This window comes from Streptomyces sp. SCL15-4, assembly GCF_033366695.1.
GTDB lineage: Bacteria > Actinomycetota > Actinomycetes > Streptomycetales > Streptomycetaceae > Streptomyces.
Genome location: NZ_JAOBTQ010000001.1, coordinates 6,026,407 through 6,044,774, shown reverse-complemented (window position 1 = coordinate 6,044,774; position 18,368 = coordinate 6,026,407). Strand labels below are relative to the sequence as shown.

Annotated in this window: 15 protein-coding genes and 1 pseudogene; 12 read left to right on the top strand and 4 right to left on the bottom strand. The window is 74.3% G+C overall.

The window, feature by feature from the left end:
• Positions 1-199 precede the first annotated feature (199 nt).
• On the top strand, positions 200-1,570 hold the full coding sequence (locus tag SCK26_RS27100) for a hypothetical protein (RefSeq protein WP_318203946.1): 1,371 nt from the start codon (positions 200-202) through the stop codon (positions 1,568-1,570).
• A gap of 6 nt (positions 1,571-1,576) precedes the next feature.
• On the opposite strand, the gene pspAA is transcribed toward SCK26_RS27100, so the two are convergent.
• Entirely contained in the window at positions 1,577-1,855 is a 279-nt protein-coding gene (gene pspAA, locus SCK26_RS27095) for a PspA-associated protein PspAA (RefSeq protein ID WP_318203945.1), read from the bottom strand.
• 33 nt (positions 1,856-1,888) lie between these two features.
• Positions 1,889-2,680, bottom strand: coding sequence for a PspA/IM30 family protein (locus tag SCK26_RS27090; RefSeq protein ID WP_318203944.1), 792 nt, complete (start codon positions 2,678-2,680; stop codon positions 1,889-1,891).
• A gap of 236 nt (positions 2,681-2,916) precedes the next feature.
• Between SCK26_RS27090 and SCK26_RS27085 the strand changes: the two genes are divergently transcribed.
• The 3 genes from SCK26_RS27085 to SCK26_RS27075 all read left to right on the top strand — a co-directional run bounded on the left by SCK26_RS27085 (position 2,917) and on the right by SCK26_RS27075 (position 5,461).
• Positions 2,917-3,543 carry a DUF3043 domain-containing protein gene (locus SCK26_RS27085; RefSeq protein ID WP_318203943.1) on the top strand — a complete coding sequence of 209 codons (627 nt, stop codon included), beginning with the start codon at positions 2,917-2,919 and terminating at the stop codon, positions 3,541-3,543.
• Between the two features lie 83 nt (positions 3,544-3,626).
• A complete protein-coding gene (locus tag SCK26_RS27080; RefSeq protein ID WP_318203942.1) occupies positions 3,627-4,328 on the top strand; it encodes a class I SAM-dependent methyltransferase in 702 nt (233 codons plus the stop codon).
• Positions 4,329-4,384: 56 nt separating this feature from the next.
• Positions 4,385-5,461 carry a S1C family serine protease gene (locus tag SCK26_RS27075; protein ID WP_318203941.1) on the top strand — a complete coding sequence of 359 codons (1,077 nt, stop codon included), beginning with the start codon at positions 4,385-4,387 and terminating at the stop codon, positions 5,459-5,461.
• A gap of 39 nt (positions 5,462-5,500) precedes the next feature.
• Here the strand turns inward: SCK26_RS27075 and SCK26_RS27070 are convergent, their stop codons facing one another.
• Positions 5,501-5,710: a hypothetical protein gene (locus SCK26_RS27070; protein ID WP_318203940.1), complete on the bottom strand. Its 210-nt coding sequence runs from the start codon at positions 5,708-5,710 to the stop codon at positions 5,501-5,503.
• A gap of 79 nt (positions 5,711-5,789) precedes the next feature.
• Here SCK26_RS27070 and SCK26_RS27065 point away from each other — a divergent pair, with 79 nt between their 5' ends.
• Positions 5,790-6,992: a bifunctional adenosylcobinamide kinase/adenosylcobinamide-phosphate guanylyltransferase gene (locus tag SCK26_RS27065; RefSeq protein ID WP_318203939.1), complete on the top strand. Its 1,203-nt coding sequence runs from the start codon at positions 5,790-5,792 to the stop codon at positions 6,990-6,992.
• Positions 6,993-7,077: 85 nt separating this feature from the next.
• Here the strand turns inward: SCK26_RS27065 and SCK26_RS27060 are convergent, their stop codons facing one another.
• Positions 7,078-8,079, bottom strand: coding sequence for a class I SAM-dependent methyltransferase (locus SCK26_RS27060; RefSeq protein ID WP_318203938.1), 1,002 nt, complete (start codon positions 8,077-8,079; stop codon positions 7,078-7,080).
• A 133-nt stretch (positions 8,080-8,212) separates the two neighbouring features.
• Here SCK26_RS27060 and cobT point away from each other — a divergent pair, with 133 nt between their 5' ends.
• From cobT to sucB, 7 genes and pseudogenes are all read left to right on the top strand, one after another.
• Positions 8,213-9,331: a nicotinate-nucleotide--dimethylbenzimidazole phosphoribosyltransferase gene (gene cobT / locus SCK26_RS27055; RefSeq protein WP_318203937.1), complete on the top strand. Its 1,119-nt coding sequence runs from the start codon at positions 8,213-8,215 to the stop codon at positions 9,329-9,331.
• A 59-nt stretch (positions 9,332-9,390) separates the two neighbouring features.
• Positions 9,391-11,166, top strand: a complete 1,776-nt coding sequence (locus SCK26_RS27050) for a phosphatidylglycerol lysyltransferase domain-containing protein (protein WP_318203936.1) — start codon at positions 9,391-9,393, stop codon at positions 11,164-11,166.
• 21 nt (positions 11,167-11,187) lie between these two features.
• Positions 11,188-11,904: a hypothetical protein gene (locus tag SCK26_RS27045; RefSeq protein ID WP_318203935.1), complete on the top strand. Its 717-nt coding sequence runs from the start codon at positions 11,188-11,190 to the stop codon at positions 11,902-11,904.
• A gap of 177 nt (positions 11,905-12,081) precedes the next feature.
• Positions 12,082-12,899: pseudogene (locus tag SCK26_RS27040) on the top strand (adenosylcobinamide-GDP ribazoletransferase).
• A 250-nt stretch (positions 12,900-13,149) separates the two neighbouring features.
• Complete coding sequence (locus tag SCK26_RS27035) at positions 13,150-14,688, top strand: leucyl aminopeptidase (RefSeq protein WP_318203934.1); 1,539 nt, start codon at positions 13,150-13,152, stop codon at positions 14,686-14,688.
• Between the two features lie 294 nt (positions 14,689-14,982).
• Positions 14,983-16,371, top strand: a complete 1,389-nt coding sequence (lpdA, locus tag SCK26_RS27030) for a dihydrolipoyl dehydrogenase (RefSeq protein WP_318203933.1) — start codon at positions 14,983-14,985, stop codon at positions 16,369-16,371.
• A gap of 63 nt (positions 16,372-16,434) precedes the next feature.
• Positions 16,435-18,249: a 2-oxoglutarate dehydrogenase, E2 component, dihydrolipoamide succinyltransferase gene (gene sucB, locus SCK26_RS27025; protein WP_318203932.1), complete on the top strand. Its 1,815-nt coding sequence runs from the start codon at positions 16,435-16,437 to the stop codon at positions 18,247-18,249.
• Positions 18,250-18,368 lie beyond the last annotated feature (119 nt).

Genomic DNA, 18,368 nt, shown 5'->3' with positions numbered 1-18,368 from the left:
CGACGCCGACGGCGGCGGGTACCTCGCCAGGGACGAATACGCCCAGTACCCGCGGACGCGGTACAAGTCCTGGCGACCCGGGCGCGCGGCTCGCGCTGTTGGGCGTGCCGTCGGCCGGCCGACCGCCGGCCGTCGGGTCCCGTTGGCCCGGCCCGCTCAGCCTTTCCCCTCGACACCGCCCGTCGAGGAAAGGTCTTCCGTGCGCCCACGCTCACCACTCTGGTCCGCCGCCGCGCTCGCCCTGCTGGCCGCGGCCGCCGCGCCCGCGCACGCCGTCACCTACGGCACGCCCACGATCAAGCTGTCGGCCGCGTATCTGTCCGGCGCCGTCGGCGCCACCGGCGATCCCACCGTCACCGTGACCGTCGCCCAGAGCGGCGCCGACGCCTCCGCCCTGACGGTCACCGCGACCAGGAGCAGCGAGGGCACCGTGGCCGCCGCCGCCGACGTCCGGGTCACCGGCACCGGTGGCAGCCGTGCCGTCGCCGTCACCGCGCACGCCCGGGGCTACACCGACCTCACGCTGAAGGTGACCGGTCTCGGCGGCAGGACGGCCACCGCGACCCTGCACTACGCGGCCTCACCGGCGGTCGGGCACAGCGCCGACGCCCGCTATCTCACCGGCGCCGCGGACGCCTCGGCGGCCGTGGACGTGGACGTGGGCGGCGGGTACGTCGTCGTCGCCAACGACGAGGACAACACGCTGCGCCTGTACGACGGCACGGCCTCCGGCGCGCCGGTGCGCACCTGGGACCTCGGCGGCGCGCTGGACGCGGACAAGGAGGTCGACATCGAGGGCGCGGCCCGGGTCGGGAACACCGTCTACTGGACGGGTTCGCTGGGCAACAACAAGGACGGCGAGTACAAGCCGGACCGGAACACCGTGTTCACCACGACCGTGTCCGGGTCGGGCGCCGCCACCCGGCTGACGTTCGGCACCGCCGGGCACCGGCTCCGCGACGACCTGGTGGCCTGGGACGAGGCGAACGGCGACCGGTACGGCTTCGCCGCCGCCACCGCCGACGGGCGGGAACCGAAGCGGGCCGACGGCTTCAACGTGGAGGGTCTGGAGTTCGCTCCGGGCTCCGCCACCACCGCCTACGTCGGCTTCCGCGCTCCGCTGGTGCCGCCGCGGGCGGGCGGGAAGGCGCTGCTGGTGCCGGTGACGAACATGGACCAGGTGGCCCGCGGCGGCAAGGCGGTGTTCGGGACGCCGGTCGAGCTGGACCTCGGCGGGCTGTCGGTCCGGGATCTGCGCCGCGACGAGGCGGGCCGGTATCTGATCCTCGCCGGGTCCTGGGCCGCCGAGGACAACAGCGCCCCCTACGCCCTGTACTCCTGGGACGGGACCGCCGGGCACCAGCCGGTGAAGGTGCTGGACCTGCCGACGGCGGACGCGGGCGGCTGGGAGTCCGTGGTGTCCGTGCCCGATCCGGCCACGGCCGGGGCGCGGGTGCAGCTGATCACGGACGACGGGGCCGCCGATCTGTACGGCGACGGCACCGAGGCGAAGGACCTCGCCCACCCGGAGTGGCAGAAGTCGCGCACCACGTGGTTCACCGTGAGCTGACCGCGGTCAGCCCGGGATGAGGCCGTCGTCGCCGAGCAGGGCGCGGACCTCCTCCAGGGTGGCGTCGTCCGACGGCAGGATCAGGTCGGACGGCTCCAGCGCCGCGTCCGGCAGCGGGGTGCCCAACCGGCGGACGGCGTCCAGCAGCGCGACGAGCGTGCGGCGGAAGCCCTCGGCGTCGCCGCCCTCCATCTCGTCGAGCAGTTCGTCGTCCAGCCCGTTCAGCTCGGCGAGGTGGGCGTCGTCCACCCTCACCTGGCCCTCCCCCATGATCCGTACGATCACGTCGGCCTCCTCGGCTCGGGCCCCGGCGCCCGGCTACTGCTTGTCGAAACGCGGGGTGTCCTGCGGCTGCTGCTGGGACTGCCCCTGACCGGTGCCGCCCTCGATGGCCTGCTGCGGGGAGCCTCCGGCCAGCTCGGCCTTCATGCGCTGCAGTTCCAGCTCTACATCCGTACCACCGGAGAGCCGGTCCAGCTCGGCCTGGATGTCGTCCTTGTGCATGCCGGAGGGGTCGTCCAGGGCGCCGGAGGCGAGCAGCTCGTCGATGGCGCCGGCCCGGGCCTGCATCTGGGCGGTCTTGTCCTCGGCGCGCTGGATGGCGAGGCCGACGTCGCCCATCTCCTCGGAGATGCCGGAGAACGCCTCGCCGATGCGGGTCTGGGCCTGGGCGGCGGTGTAGGTGGCCTTGATGGTCTCCTTCCGCGTGCGGAAGGCGTCCACCTTGGCCTGGAGGCGCTGGGCCGCGAGAGTGAGTTTCTCCTCCTCGCCCTGGAGGGTGGCGTGCTGCGACTGGAGGTCGCCGACCTGCTCCTGGAGCGCGGCCTTGCGGGACAGCGCCTCGCGGGCCAGGTCCTCCCGGCCGAGCGCGAGCGCCTTGCGGCCCTGCTCCTCCAGCTTCGAGGACTGCTGCCGGAGCTGGCCCAGCTGCAGCTCCAGGCGCTTGCGGCTGGTCGCCACGTCGGCGACGCCGCGCCGCACCTTCTGCAGCAGCTCCAGCTGCTTCTGGTAGGAGTAATCGAGGGTTTCGCGCGGGTCCTCGGCCCGGTCCAGGGCCTTGTTCGCCTTCGCGCGGAAGAGCATCCCCATACGCTTCATGACACCGCTCATGGGCTTCGCGCGCCCCCTTCTGACGGACTCCAGCTCACCGATCCTGCGACAAGACCCACAGTACGGGCCCTGTCTCTCCATTACCGCACTGTTCGCCGGGTGATGCGCTCATCCCCGAGGACGACTGCGGACAGCTCCGCTCCGGCGCAAGGAGTAGGTGATCCCCTCCCCGCGTCCCCCTCCGTCCCCTTCAGACGTCCGGCGTTGCCGGATCGTTCCCCGCCGGGCTGGGGTCCATGCCGGTACAGCCCTTACCCTTGGGATTTGTGTTCCGTAGCCGTGCCAAGGAAGAGAAGGCCCCCGCCGCCAAGGCGGCGCTGACCGACTCCAAGCAGCCCCGTGACCCGCAGGCCCCGAAGGGCAGGCCCACTCCCAAGCGCAGTGAGGCCCGTACCCAGCGCCGCAGCGTCGCCCATACGCCGACGAACCGCAAGGAGGCCGCGAAGCGCCAGCGCGAGGAACGGCGGCAGGCCCTGGAACGGCAGCGCCAGGCGCTCGCCAACGGGGACGAGCGCTATCTGCCCGCCCGTGACAAGGGCCCGGTCCGCCGGTTCGCCCGGGACTGGGTCGACTCGCGGTTCAACGTGGCGGAGTTCTTCCTGCCGCTCGCCGTGGTCATCCTGGTGCTGAGCGTGGTGCGGATCGGCGCGATCCAGAGCATCGCGCTGCTGCTGTGGCTGATCGTGATCGTGCTGATCGTGCTGGACGCGGCGGTCAGCGGCTTCCGTCTGAGGAAGCGGCTCGCCGAGCGCTTCCCGGACGAGAACACCCGTGGCGCGGTCGCCTACGCGCTGATGCGGTCCCTCCAGATGCGCCGGCTCCGCCTGCCCAAGCCCCGGGTCAAGCGCGGAGAGCGGCCCTGAACGCCGACGCGTTCACCGGGGGCCCCTCCCCGGCCCGGCCGCACGAGCTGGGCGGGCTGCGCGACCTCGTCTCCCAGGAGCTGGTGACCCGGCAGCTGGACGAGCAGATAGCCGGGCGGTTCCCGGTCGGGCGGCGGCTGCGGGTGCTCGACGTGGGGATGGGCCAGGGCGCGCAGGCGCTGCGGCTGGCCCGGCTCGGCCACGAGGTGACCGGCGTCGAACGGGACCCCAGGATGATCGCCGCCGCCCGCGCGGCGCTGGCCCGGGAGCCGGAGGGCATCCGGCAGCGGGTGCGGCTGGTGCAGGGCGACGGCCGGGACACCGGGGTGCACTTCCTGCCGGGCGGCTTCGACGTGGTGCTGTGCCACGCCGTACTGATGTACGTGGAGGACCCCGACCCGCTGGTGGCGGGTCTGGCCCGGATGCTCGCCCCGGGCGGCCTCCTCTCCCTGCTGGTCCGCAACGGCGACGCGCTCGCCATGCGGCCGGGCCTCGGCGGTGACTGGGCGGCCGCCCTGGCCGCCTTCGACACCACCACCTACCGCAACCGGCTGGACCTGGACGTGCGCGCCGACCGGCTGTCCGCGCTGACCGCCACGCTCGCCGGGATCGCCGCCCCGTTGCAGGCCTGGTACGGCGTGCGGGTGTTCACGGACACGGCGGCGCACAACGCGGCCCTCCCGCAGGACCTTCCGACGCTGCTCGCGGTGGAGGAGCGGGCCGGGCGCACGGACCCCTACCGCGGGGTGGCGGCGCTGCTGCATCTGTGCGGGGTACGCGGCTGAGCCCGTTCGGGGCAACCGCGCGGGACGGCTGATCACCGTGCGGTGAGACTCGGGGCATGGACGCTTCCCGTATCCGCGCGCGGGCCCGTACGGCCGCCTGCGCCGCCGCGCTGGTGTGCTGCGCGGCCCTCGCCGCCGGCTGCACCACCCCCGCCGTCCCGGCCGGACGGGACAGCCCGGCGGACACCGGGGCGGCCGTGCCGCTGGCGGCGGGCGACCTGCAGAGCCAGTACCTGCGGGTCATCAAGGAGGTGCTGCCGTCGGTCGTGCAGATCCAGGCGAGCCGGGACCTGGGCTCGGGAGTGGTGTACGACGGCAACGGGCACATCGTCACCAACGCGCACGTGGTCGGCTCGGAGAAGACGTTCCAGGTGACCACGGCCAACAACGAGGAGCCGCTCACCGCGAGCCTGGTCTACTCCTATCCCGAGCAGGACCTCGCCGTGATCCGGCTGGACCGGGTGCCGGACGGGCTGAAACCGGCGGTCCTCGGGGACTCCGAGAAGGTGGCGGTGGGCCAGATCGTGCTGGCCATGGGGTCGCCGCTGGGACTGTCGTCCAGCGTGACCCAGGGCATCGTCTCGGCGACCGGGCGGACCGTCAGCGAGGGCGACTCGGGCGGCGGCACGGGCGCGACCATCGCGAACATGGTGCAGACCTCGGCCGCGATCAACCCCGGCAACAGCGGTGGCGCGCTGGTCGACCTGGAGGGGCGGGTGATCGGCATCCCGACGCTGGCCGCGGTCGACCAGAGCCTCGGCGGCGGCGCGGCGCCGGGTATCGGGTTCGCCATCCCGGCGTCGATGGTGAAGACGGTCGCCGACCAGATCGTCAAGGAGGGCAAGGTCGTCGACTCCGGGCGGGCGGCCCTCGACATCACCGCGCGGACCGTCGTCGACGACCGCTACCAGCCGGTCGGGGTGGCGGTGGTCAGCGCCCGCGCGGGCGGCGCGGCCGACAAGGCGGGCCTCGGGCCCGGTGACATCATCACCAGGCTGGACGGCCGCCGGATCACCGGCATCACCTCGCTCGCCGAGGCGCTGGCCGCGGCCCGGCCGGGCCGGCGGACACCGGTGACCTTCCTCCGCGACGGCGACGAGCACACGGTCCAGGTGACGCTGGGCGAGCAGTGAGGAGAGGAGGCCCTCTCCCCACCGCGGGCGCCGGTCCGGTCAGGCGTCGGCGCGCAGGCTCATCGGCCCGTAGATCTCGGTGCCCTCCTCGAACAGCCGCACCTGGTCGGCCCCGCCCTCCAGCAAGGCCTTCCAGTTCTCGCCGACCCAGGACTCGGCATCGCCCTGCGTGGTGAACTCCTCGGGCCGGACGGCGGGCTGGACCTCCGTCCCGTCGGCCTTCTCGAACCGCCACGTCCATGCCGTCATACAGGCCTCCTTTGATCCAACACCTGCTGGCAGCCTAGCCGGAAGCGCAAGACCCACCGGGACAGGCGAAAATCGGTCCGTGAACATCACTCTGCTCGGTACCGGCGCCCCCGCGGGACTGCCTCGGCCCGACTGCTCCTGCGCCGTCTGCGCGACCGCGCTCGGGCCGGACGCGCGGGCCGCGACCGCGGTGCTCGTGGACGGCGCGCTGCTGCTCGACCTCACGCCGGGCGCGGCGTTCGCGGCCGCGCGCGCCGGGCATTCGCTGGGCGGCGTACGGCAGGTGCTGCTGTCGCATCCGCACGACGGCCCGGCGGTGGAGGTGCCGGCCGGGCTGCCGCAGCCCGGCCGGGTGCCGGACGGACGGGAGTTGGCGCTGCTGACGGGGCATCGGGTGCGGGCGGTGGCGATGGACGCGGGCGGCACCGGGTACGCGGTGACCGGGCCGGACGGGCAGCGGCTGCTGTACCTGCCGCCGGGCGGGGCGCCGGCCGGCCTGGAACAGGCCGGCGCGCAGTCCTACGACATGGTCCTCGCGGACGTCGTGAACCGGCCGGACGCGCTGGCCCGGCTCCGGGCGGTCGGCTCGGCGGGCCCCACGACGGACGTCGTCGCCGTCCACCTCGACCACGGAGTGCCGGCCGGCGCGGAGTTGCGGCGCCGGCTCGCGGCGGCCGGGGCGCGGGCGGTGCCGGACGGTACGACGCTGGTGGTCGGGGCGTACGAGGAGGTGCCGGACGTGCCGCGCCGGACGCTGGTGCTGGGCGGGGCCCGCTCGGGCAAGTCGGTGGAGGCGGAGCGGCGGCTGGAGGCGTTCCCGGGCGTGCTGTACGTGGCGACGGGCGGCACGCGCGGCGGGGACGGCGAGTGGGCGGCGCGGGTGGCCGCGCACCGGGAGCGGCGGCCGGGGTCGTGGCGTACGGCGGAGACGACCGACCTGGTGCCGCTGCTCGCGGACGACGGGCCGCCGGTGCTGGTCGACTGTCTGTCGCTGTGGCTGGCGGACGCGATGGACTCCGTGGGGGCCTGGGACGACGCGGAGTGGGCGGGCGGAGGTGAGAAGTCGCTGCGGGAGCGGGTGCGGGAGCTGACCGACGCGGTGCGCTCCACCCGGCGCACGGTGGTCGCGGTCTCCAACGAGGTCGGCTCGGGCATCGTCCCCGCCACCGCCTCCGGCCGCCGCTACCGCGACGAACTGGGCCGCCTGAACGCGGCGTTCGCGAACGAGTGCGAACAGGTGGTGCTGGTGGTGGCGGGACAGGCGCTGGTGCTGCGCGGGTGACGGGGGTGAGCGGGGGCGGCCCGCAAGGGGCGCGGGGACCGGCGCGGGCGGCCACCGCGCACCCGCGGCCGGCGACGGACCGGAACTAGCCCGTGCCCTTCCGCCCGCCCGTGCCTTTGCGTGCCACCACCCGGTACCCGTTGGAGAACCGGGTCCGCCGCAACAGCGGGGCGCCCGCGTGGTCCAGGGCCGAAGCCAGCGCCAGCGCCGGCGTGGCGGCCAGGTGGAGCGCCGGATGGGCGTGGGCCAGGGACAGGGCGAGGGCCGCCGAGAGGTCGTAGGGGATGTGCGCGGCCCCGCGGTCCACGACGAGGACCGCGCAGCCCAGCCCGGTCAGCTCCGCGCACAGGTTGGCCCGCGGCACCAGGTGCAGACGGCGCGGCTGCCCGTAGGGAAGCCACCACCGGCCCAGCAACGCGGCGAAGACGCACGCCGGGTCCGGGACCTCGACGACCAGGTGGCCGCCGGGCCGCAGCACGGTGAGCGCGGCGCGGAGTTCGGCGCGCGGGTCGGGGGCGTGCTCCAGATGGTGGAACATCGTGACGACGTCGTAGCGGGCGCGCAGCCGGGCCGCCATCCCGGGGGTCGTCAGATAGCCCCGGTGCGCCTCCTCCACCCGGCCTTCCAGCAGCGCCTGCTCGACCCGGGCGGTGGGGTCGAGTCCGTCGAAGCTGGTGTACGGGAAGAACTCCTTCGCCGCCTCGGGGAAGCGGGCGTGCCCGGTGCCGACGTCCAGCCAGCTCTCCGGCTCGCCGAGCCGCGACAGGCGCCACGCGGCGGCCCGGTGCCGGCGCCGTACCGCGCGGGCGGACAGGATGCGGCCGGCGAACTCCTCCAGCTGTCTTTCGTAGGAGTCCCGGTGGAAGAAGGCGAGTCCCTCCGCGCTCAGCCGGGGGTTCTGGAAGGCGTGGCCGCAGTCCCCGCACGCGTCGAGGGTGAACGTGCCGCCCCGGTGGCGCAGCGGGTCGGGCGCGCGCAGCCGGGTGCGCAGCCGCCGGGAGCCGCACCAGGGGCAGTCCTCGCGGCGGGGTTCCTGGAAGGGGTCGTGCGGGGTGGTGAACTGCGGGGTGAGGGGCGAGGTCGGCATGGGCGGCTCCCTGTGCGACATTCCGCGGCAAAGCGGAACGTATGGGATGCCGATCCGAGGTGCAAAGACATCGTGGTGGTGTGGTGGCGATGTGGCGCCGGCGCGTTCGCGCGCGGGCGGTACTGTTCGGCGAATGAGCAGCCTTAATCTGGACGACTTCACCGATCTGATCGAGCGCCCGGACGGGGGCGTACGCCGTGACGCCGAGGCCCTCCGGGAGCGCCGGATCGTGCCGCCCGGGGCCCTGGGCCGCCTGGACGAGCTGGGCGAGTGGCTGGCCGCCGCGCGGGGCGAGGTGCCGGTGCGGCCGGTCGGACAACCGCGGGTGGTGCTCTTCGCCGGCGACCACGGCGTCGCCGGACTGGGCGTCTCCGCGCGGCCCGCGGGCGGCGCGGAGCAGTTGGTGCGGGCGGTGCTGGAGGGCGCGAGCCCGGTGTCGGTGCTCGCCCGCCGGCTGGAGGTGCCGGTGCGGGTCGTGGACATGGCGGTGGACTGCCCGCCGGACGCCTTCCCGCCGGATGTCGTACGGCACCGGGTGCGGCGCGGCAGCGGCCGCATCGACGTCGAGGACGCGCTCACCCTGGAGGAAGCCGAGGCCGCGCTGCGGGCCGGGGTCGCGGTCGCCGACGAGGAGGCCGACTCGGGGACCGATCTGGTGGTGCTCGGCGATGTCAGCGTGGGCGGGACCACGCCGGCGGCGGTGCTGATCGCCGCGCTGTGCGGCACCGACGCGTCCGTGGTGACCGGGCGCGGCGGACTCGCCATCGACGACCTGGCGTGGATGCGCAAGTGCGCGGCGATCCGGGACGGGCTCCGGCGGGCCCGGCCGGTGCTCGGGGACCAGCTCCGGCTGCTGGCGGCCGTGGGCGGCGCGGACCTCGCGGCGATGACCGGGTTCCTGTTGCAGTGCGCGGTGCGCAGGCTGCCGGTGATTCTCGACGGGGTCGTGGCCGCCGCGTGCGCGCTGGTCGCCCAGCGGGTCGCCTTCCGGGCGCCGGACTGGTGGCTGGCCGGGCACGACAGCGGCGAGCCGGGACAGGCGAAGGCGCTGGACCGGATGGCCCTGGAGCCGCTGCTGGAGCAGGGCGTGAAGGTCGGCGAGGGCGTGGGCGCCCTGCTGGCGCTGCCGCTGGTCCGGGCCGCCGCCGCGCTGGCCGCGGAGCTTCCCGAGAAGGAGCCGGCGGAGAAGGAACCGGCGCAGGAGGGACCGGCGGAGAAGGAGCCGGCGGAGAAGGACCAGCTCCTGGACTGATGCCGCGAATGGCGTGAAAAGTGCGATTTACTCTGATCGCACCCATATGATCCTCCGTTATGGAGGATGCCCGAATTGCCGTGACACGGCGAGTGAGGGTGCGGTGGGCCGCCGGGGCTTCCCGGCGGGCCGCCGCGTTCGCCGTCTGGTATCTGCGGACCGTCGCGTTCGTCAACGTCCTCGGCGCGGTGTGGGTCTCGCTCGGCCAGGACGTGCGCCGGCACAACCAGGACGACTTCTTCACGCCGTACCTGCTGACGGCCGGCTTCGCCTCCGGTGTCTTCGCCGCCTTCCTGGCCGTCACCATGCGCCGCCGCAAGCGGGCCGCGTGGATCCTGAACCTGGTGCTGAGCGGGCTCTTCCTGGCCCTGCTCGTGTGCGCCATGACCTTCCCGGAGACCCGGCGCCACGCGCAGAACTGGGTCTCCCTGGCGCTGACGGCCGCCTTCGTGGCCGCGCTGCTCATCGGCCGCCGGGAGTTCTACGCCACGGGCGACCGGTCCAACCCGCGGCTGGCGGCGACCGTCGCCGTCGGCGGCGGCCTGGCCGCGAGCCTGCTGGCCGGGCTGCTGGTGACGGTCACCGACCAGGCGCCGGACGCGGCCCGGCCGGCGTTCCCGGAGCACTGGTACTACGGCACCCTGCGGCTGGTGTCGGTGGCGGCCGAGGAGTCCCGCTTCCCCGGCATCGACCCGCCCAACTGGGCGAACGTGGCCGTCAACGTGCTCAGCACCGCGCTGCTGCTCGCCGTGCTGTACGCCGCCTTCCGCTCCCGGCGGGCCGTCGACCCGCTCACCGAGGACGACGAGAAACGGCTGCGGGAACTGCTGGAGCGGCACGGTGAGCGGGACTCGCTCGGCTACTTCGCGCTGCGCCGGGAGAAGAGCGTGGTGTGGTCGCCGACCGGGAAGGCCGCCGTCGCCTACCGCGTCGTCGGCGGCGTGAGCCTGGCGTCCGGGGATCCGCTCGGCGACCCGGAGGCGTGGCCGGGGGCGATCGTGCCGTGGCTGGCCGAGGCGCGGGCGCACGGCTGGATCCCGGCGGTGATGGGCGCGAGCGAGGAGGCCGGGACGGTCTACGCCCGGCACGGCCTGGACGCGCTGGAACTGGGGGACGAGGCGGTCGTGGAGGTCGCCGGGTTCACGCTGGAGGGACGGGCCATGCGCACCGTACGGCAGGCGTGCAACCGGGTGCGGCGGGCCGGGTACCGGGTGCGCGTCCGGCGCCACGAGGACATCCCGGCGCCCGAGATGGCCTACCTCGTCGAGCGCGCCGAGGACTGGCGGGACGGCGCGGCCGAGCGCGGCTTCAGCATGGCGCTGGGCCGGCTTGGAGACCCCCGGGACGGCCGGTGCGTGATGCTGGAGTGCACGGATGCCGGGGGACGGCTGCGGGCGCTGCTGTCCTTCGTGCCGTGGGGCCCGCACGGGCTGTCGCTGGACCTGATGCGGCGGGACCGGGACTGCGACAACGGGCTGGTGGAGTTCATGGTCATCGAGCTGCTGCGGCGCGCCCGCGAGATCGGGATCACTCAGGTCTCGCTCAACTTCGCCATGTTCCGCTCGGTCTTCGAACGTGGCGCGCGCCTCGGGGCCGGACCGGTGCTGAGGTTGTGGCGGTCACTGCTCGGCTTCTTCTCCCGCTGGTGGCAGATCGAGTCGCTGTACCGCGCCAACGCCAAGTACCGGCCCGCCTGGGAACCGCGCTTCCTGCTCTTCGAGAAGAGCGCGGACCTGCCGCGCATCGGCCTCGCCTCGGCCCGCGCGGAAGGGTTCCTGGCGGTCCCGGGACCGACCGGGTGGCTGCGCCGCGGGCAGCCGCGCACCCACCGATGACCGTACGGGGATGAGGGACACGTGAAGGGAACGCCCGCCCGCTGGGCCCGGGCCGAGTGGGGCCCGCTGTACGCCGCCGTGCGCGCTCCGCTGCGCCGGCGGCGGCCGCCGGCGCTGCCGCTGACCACGGCCGCGGTGGGCCTGACGGCGTTCCTCCAGTACGCGCAGAACCGTCCGTGGGGGTACCCGCTCGTGCAGGACCTGGGTGCCGTACGGGCCGGCGACCCGCTGTGGGCGGCCCTGCTGCGCACCCCGCTGTCGCTGTTCGTGCCCGCGCCGGACCTGCCGGTGTGGGGTGCGCTGGCGCAGATCCTGCTGGTGTTCGGGATCGCCGAGCTGTGCCTGGGCCGGTGGCGGACGCTGGCCATCGCGTATGCCGCCACGCTCGCCGGGACCCTGTACGCGCGCCTCGGCGTCACCCTGGGCGCGCACGCCCCGTTCGGGCTGCCGTGGACCGACGCGCAGGTGGTGGACACCGGCCCGTCGGCGGCGGTCGTGGGACTCGCGGTGTACGTGGGCTGGCGGTACGGCGCCTACGCGACGGCGGGCGCGGTGACCCTGGCGATGGTCGTCGAGGTGCTGCTGAAGGAGAACCTGGCGGGCAAGGAGCACCTGGCCGCGCTCACCGTGGTGGGCCTGCTGTGCCTGCTGGCCGCGCTGCGGGACCGCCCGGCCGCCCCTCGCTGGCCGCCCGCCTGGCCCGCACACCCCCCGACCACGCCCCCGGCCCGTCCCTGACCCCCACCGGCCGGCTCCCTGCCCCGCCCCGCACGTCCCGGTGCTCTCCGGAACACCACAGGCCCCGGAACGCCCCTTCGAACACACAACCCCCGCCGGCCCGGCCCTCCATGGCCGCCACCGGCCCTCCGGCCCCCGGGTGCCGTCGCGGCGCCGGGGCGTCGGTAGCCTGCGGCGGTGGTCACGTCCTCCTCGTCCTCTCCGTCGTCGCCCGCTCCGCCCTCCGTCGCCGACGGGCTGCGGTTCGCCTTCGGGACGCTCACCGTGCTGCCCGTGCGGGTGCGCCGCTGGGACCGGGCGGCGGCGCGCGGCGGGATGCTGTGCGCCCCGGTGGCCGGGCTGGTCGTCGGCGCCGCCGCGGCCGGGCTCGGGCTGCTGCTGCTCCGCCTGGGCGCCGGTCCGCTGCTCGCCGCCGTCGCCTCGGTCGCCGTACCCGCCGCGCTGACCCGCGGGCTGCACCTGGACGGGCTGGCCGACACCGCCGACGGGCTGGGCAGCGGCAAGCCCGCCGAGGACGCGCTGCGGATCATGAAGCAGTCGGACATCGGGCCGTTCGGAGTGCTCGGCCTCGTCCTGGTGCTGCTGGCCCAGGTGGCGGTGCTGGCCCAGCTCTACGGCGGTTCCTGGGCGCGCGGCGCGCTCGCCGCCGTGGTGTCGGCGGTCGCGGCCCGGCTGGCGCTCACCCTGGCCGCCCGCGCCGGGGTGCCGGCCGCCCGGCCGGAGGGGCTCGGGGCGGTGGTGGCCGGGGTGGTGCCGCGGGCCGCCGCGCCGCCGCCGCGGCCGGCGTGACGGTGGCGGCCGGGGCGGCGGGCGCCTGCCTCGGCGGGTACGACGGCGTGCGCACCGCCCTCGCGGTGGCCGCCGGTGTCGCGGTCGCCGAAGCGCTGCTGCGGCGGTGCGTGCGCCGGTTCGGCGGAGTGACCGGGGACGTGTTCGGCGCGCTCGCGGAGACGGCGGCGACGACCGCGCTCGTCGTGTTCTCGCTCGGCCGCTAGCCGCCGCGGGGCCGTGCCGTGGAACCGTCCGTGGAGCGCTCCGTGGACACGGCGGCACACGCGGGTGAACATCCGAAGGAATGAGCGAACACACCCACGCGCGTAGTCTCGTCCCGGGTGTTCGCCGACAGGGTGAAGGCCCCGGTTGCCACCTGTACCCAGGCCTGGACCTAGGGTCGGCTCTCGGGCCCGGTCGACCCACCCCATTTCGGCCACTGCAACTTCACATCGGAAGCGAGAACTCACCACCGTGACTGCTCTGACTCTCAGCACCGCCGCGGCGCCCGGCCTGCGGGCCGACGCGATCGTGATCGGTGTCGCCAAGGGCGCCCAGGGGCCCGTCGTCGCGCCGGGCGCCGAGGCCGTGGACAAGGCGTACGACGGCAAGCTGGCCGGCGTCCTGGAGACCCTCGGCGCCTCGGGTGCCGAGGGCGAGCTGACGAAGCTGCCCGCGCCGGCCGGCTTCAAGGCCCCGCTCCTGGTGGCGGTGGGCCTGGGCGCCGAGCCCGCGGGCGACGACGCCGGCTACGACGCCGAGGCGCTGCGCAAGGCCGCCGGTGTGGCCGCCCGCGCGCTGACCGGGTCCAGGAAGGCCGCGTTCGCGCTGCCCGTCGACGGCCCCGGCGCGCTCGGCGCCATCGGCGAGGGCGTCCTGCTCGGCGCCTACTCCTTCGACGCCTACAAGGGCGGCGCCCAGGACGCGAAGAACGCCAGGGCCAAGAACGGCAAGGCGCCGCTGGCCGAGGCCGCGCTGCTCGGCGGCAAGCCGCGCGACGCCGCCCACAAGGGCGCGCTGGCCCGCGCCGTCGCGGTCTGCGAGGAGCTGAACCGCGCCCGCGACCTGATCAACATGCCGCCGAACGACCTCACCCCCGCCGCCTTCGCCGCCCTCACGCAGAGCGCGGCCAAGGAGCACGGCATCAAGGTGCAGGTGCTCGACGACAAGGCCCTGGCCAAGGGCGGCTACGGCGGCATCCTCGGCGTCGGCGGCGGCTCGGCGGCCACCCCGCGCCTGGTGAAGCTGTCGTACAAGCACCCGAAGGCGGACAAGCACCTGGCCTTCGTCGGCAAGGGCATCACCTACGACTCGGGCGGCATCTCGCTGAAGCCGGCCGGGCACAACGAGACGATGAAGTGCGACATGAGCGGCGCCGCCGCCGTGTTCGCCGCGGTCGTCGCCGCCGCCCGGCTCGGCCTGGAGGTCGACGTCACCGGCTGGCTGGCGCTGGCCGAGAACATGCCGTCCGGCTCCGCCGTCCGCCCGGGCGACGTGCTGCGCATGTACAACGGCAAGACGGTCGAGGTGCTCAACACCGACGCCGAGGGCCGGCTGGTGCTCGCCGACGCGCTGTGGGCGGCCTCGCAGGAGAACCCGGACGCGATCGTGGACGTCGCCACGCTGACCGGCGCGATGATGCTGGCGCTGGGCAGCCGGACGTTCGGTGTCATGGCCAACGACGACGCGTTCCGCTCCGCGGTGTACGAGGCGGCCGAGGAGGTCGGCGAGCCGGCCTGGCCGATGCCGCTGCCGGAGCACCTGCGCAAGGGCATGGACTCGCAGGTGGCCGACATCGCGAACATGGGCGAGCGCTGGGGCGGCGGGCTGGTGGCCGGCCTGTTCCTGCGCGAGTTCGTGGGCGAGGGCATCACCTGGGCGCACCTGGACATCGCCGGGCCGGCGTTCAACGAGGGCGGGCCGTTCGGGTACACCCCGAAGGGCGGCACGGGGTCCGCGGTGCGGACGCTGGTCCGGCTGGCGGAGCTGACGGCCGAGGGTGACCTGGGCTGACGACCGCCTGAGAGGCCGGGCCGATCCGTCGTCCGGCGGCTCCGCCGCGTGGAGGCCGGCCGCGCCCGCGCGGCGGAGCCGCACCCCGGACACGGCCCCGCGCCGCTTCGGCGCCGGTGAACGTGGGACGTCTCACACACCGGCCCGGCGTCTCGATCCCGTCCGACAAGTGCAAAGATGGAGCCCGGCAGGACAGGGCCCCCACCGAAGGGCCGAAGCATCAAGCGGCCGGACACCAGCCGCCTGCCGGTCATCGCCGACCGGCGTACGGCGCACATGCATGGAGGACGTGACGTGGCGAACGACGCCAGCACCGTTTTCGACCTAGTGATCCTCGGCGGTGGTAGCGGTGGTTACGCCGCGGCCCTGCGCGGGGCTCAGCTGGGCCTGGACGTCGCCCTGATCGAGAAGGACAAGGTCGGCGGCACCTGCCTGCACAAGGGTTGCATCCCCACCAAGGCCCTGCTCCACGCGGGCGAGATCGCCGACCAGGCCCGCGAGAGCGAGCAGTTCGGCGTCAAGGCCTCCTTCGAGGGCATCGACGTCCCGGCCGTCCACAAGTACAAGGACGAGGTCATCTCGGGCCTGTACAAGGGTCTGCAGGGTCTGATCTCCTCGCGCAAGGTGACGTACATCGAGGGTGAGGGCCGGCTCTCCTCCCCCACCTCCGTCGACGTGAACGGCCAGCGCGTCCAGGGCCGCCACATCCTGCTGGCGACCGGTTCCGTGCCGAAGTCCCTGCCGGGCCTGGAGATCGACGGCAACCGGATCATCTCCTCCGACCACGCCCTGGTCCTGGACCGCGTGCCGAAGTCCGCCATCATCCTCGGCGGCGGTGTCATCGGCGTCGAGTTCGCCTCGGCGTGGAAGTCCTTCGGTGCCGACGTCACGGTCATCGAGGGCCTCAAGCACCTCGTCCCGGTCGAGGACGAGAACTCCTCCAAGCTTCTCGAGCGCGCCTTCCGCAAGCGCGGCATCAAGTTCAACCTGGGCACGTTCTTCCAGAAGGCCGAGTACACCCAGGACGGTGTGAAGGTCACCCTGGCGGACGGCAAGGAGTTCGAGGCCGAGCTGCTGCTCGTCGCCGTCGGCCGCGGCCCGGTCTCCCAGGGCCTCGGTTACGAGGAGCAGGGCGTCGCGATGGACCGCGGCTACGTCCTCGTCGACGAGTACATGCGCACCAACGTCCCGACCATCTCCGCCGTCGGCGACCTCGTCCCGACCCTCCAGCTCGCGCACGTCGGCTTCGCCGAGGGCATCCTGGTGGCGGAGCGCCTGGCCGGCCTGAAGGTCGTTCCGATCGACTACGACGGTGTTCCGCGGGTGACGTACTGCCACCCGGAGGTCGCCTCCGTCGGCATCACGGAGGCCAAGGCCAAGGAGGTCTACGGCGCGGACAAGGTCGTCTCCATCAAGTTCCCGCTCGGCGGCAACGGCAAGAGCCGGATCCTGAAGACCGCGGGCGAGATCAAGCTCGTCCAGGTCAAGGACGGTGCCGTGGTCGGCGTCCACATGGTGGGCGACCGCATGGGCGAGCAGGTCGGCGAGGCGCAGCTGATCTACAACTGGGAGGCGCTGCCGTCCGAGGTGGCCCAGCTCATCCACGCCCACCCGACGCAGAACGAGGCGCTCGGCGAGGCCCACCTGGCCCTGGCCGGCAAGCCCCTCCACATGCACGACTGACGCCTTCCGTCTTCGGGCGCGACGACCACAGACTTCCGCAATTCGTTAGGAGCAACCGAAACCATGGCGGTTTCCGTAACCCTTCCGGCGCTCGGCGAGAGCGTCACCGAGGGCACTGTCACCCGCTGGCTGAAGGCCGAGGGCGAGCGCGTCGAGGCCGACGAGCCGCTGCTCGAGGTCTCGACGGACAAGGTCGACACCGAGATCCCCGCCCCCGCCTCGGGCATCCTGGCCTCCATCAAGGTGGCCGAGGACGAGACGGTCGAGGTCGGCGCCGAGCTGGCCCTCATCGACGACGGCTCGGGTGCGCCCGCCGCCGCCGAGGCCCCGGCCGCCGAGGCCGCCCCGGCCGCCGAGGCCCCCGCCGCCGAGCCGGCCCCCACCCCTGCCGCCGAGGCCCCGGCCGCTGCCCCGGCCCCCGCCGCCGAGGCCGCCCCGGCCGGTGGCGCCGAGGGCACCGACGTGGTCCTGCCCGCGCTGGGCGAGTCCGTCACCGAGGGCACCGTGACCCGCTGGCTGAAGTCGGTCGGCGAGACCGTCGAGGCCGACGAGCCGCTGCTCGAGGTCTCCACGGACAAGGTCGACACCGAGATCCCCGCCCCCGCCTCCGGTGTGCTGCTGGAGATCGTGGTCGGCGAGGACGAGACGGCCGAGGTCGGCGCCAAGCTCGCCGTCATCGGTGCCCCGGGCGCCGCTCCGGCCCCCGCCGCCGAGGCCGCCCCGGCCGCCCCGGCGCCCGCTCCGGCCCCGGCTCCCGCGCCCGCTCCGGCTCCGGCTCCGGCCGCCGCTCCGGCGCCCGCCCCGGCCCCGGCCGCTGCCCCGGCCCCGGCGCCCGCCGCTCCGGCCGCGCCCGCCGCTGCCGCTCCGGCTCCGGCTCCGGCTCCGGCTCCGGTCACCCCGGCCACCGCGCCGACCTCGCCGACCGCCACCCAGGCGACCGACGAGGGCGCGTACGTGACCCCGCTGGTGCGCAAGCTCGCCGCCGAGAACGGCATCGACCTGGCCACCGTCAAGGGCACCGGCGTCGGCGGCCGGATCCGCAAGCAGGACGTCCTCGCCGCCGCCGAGGCCGCGAAGGCCGCCACCGCCGCCCCGGCTCCCGCCGCGGCCGCCCCGGCCGCCGCCGCGAAGAAGGCCCCGGCGCTGGAGGTCTCCCCGCTGCGCGGCCAGACCGTCAAGATGCCCCGCATCCGCAAGGTCATCGGCGACAACATGGTCAAGGCGCTGCACGAGCAGGCGCAGCTGTCGTCGGTCGTCGAGGTCGACGTCACCCGTCTGATGAAGCTGCGTGCCCGGGCGAAGGACTCCTTCGCGGCCCGCGAGGGCGTCAAGCTCTCCCCGATGCCGTTCTTCGTCAAGGCCGCCGCGCAGGCGCTGAAGGCCCACCCGGTCATCAACGCCAAGATCAACGAGGCCGAGGGGACCATCACCTACTTCGACACCGAGAACATCGGTATCGCGGTGGACTCCGAGAAGGGCCTGATGACCCCGGTCATCAAGCACGCCGGCGACCTGAACATCGCGGGCATCGCCAAGGCCACGGCGGAGCTGGCGGGCAAGGTCCGCGCCAACAAGATCACCCCGGACGAGCTGTCCGGCGCGTCCTTCACCATCTCCAACACCGGTTCGCGCGGCGCGCTGTTCGACACGATCATCGTGCCGCCGGGCCAGGTCGCGATCCTCGGCATCGGTGCCACGGTCAAGCGTCCGGCCGTCATCGAGACCGAGGAGGGCACGGTCATCGGCGTCCGCGACATGACCTACCTGACCCTCTCCTACGACCACCGCCTGGTCGACGGCGCCGACGCGGCCCGTTACCTGACGGCGGTCAAGGCGATCCTGGAGGCGGGCGAGTTCGAGGTCGAGCTGGGCCTCTGACGCCCTGACCGGCAGTACGGCCATGCGACACCCCGTCCGGAGTTTTCTTCGGGCGGGGTGTTCGTGTTTGTCCGGGTGCGGAGCGTGTAAGGCTCGTCTCACCTGCGCCAAAGCGCCGC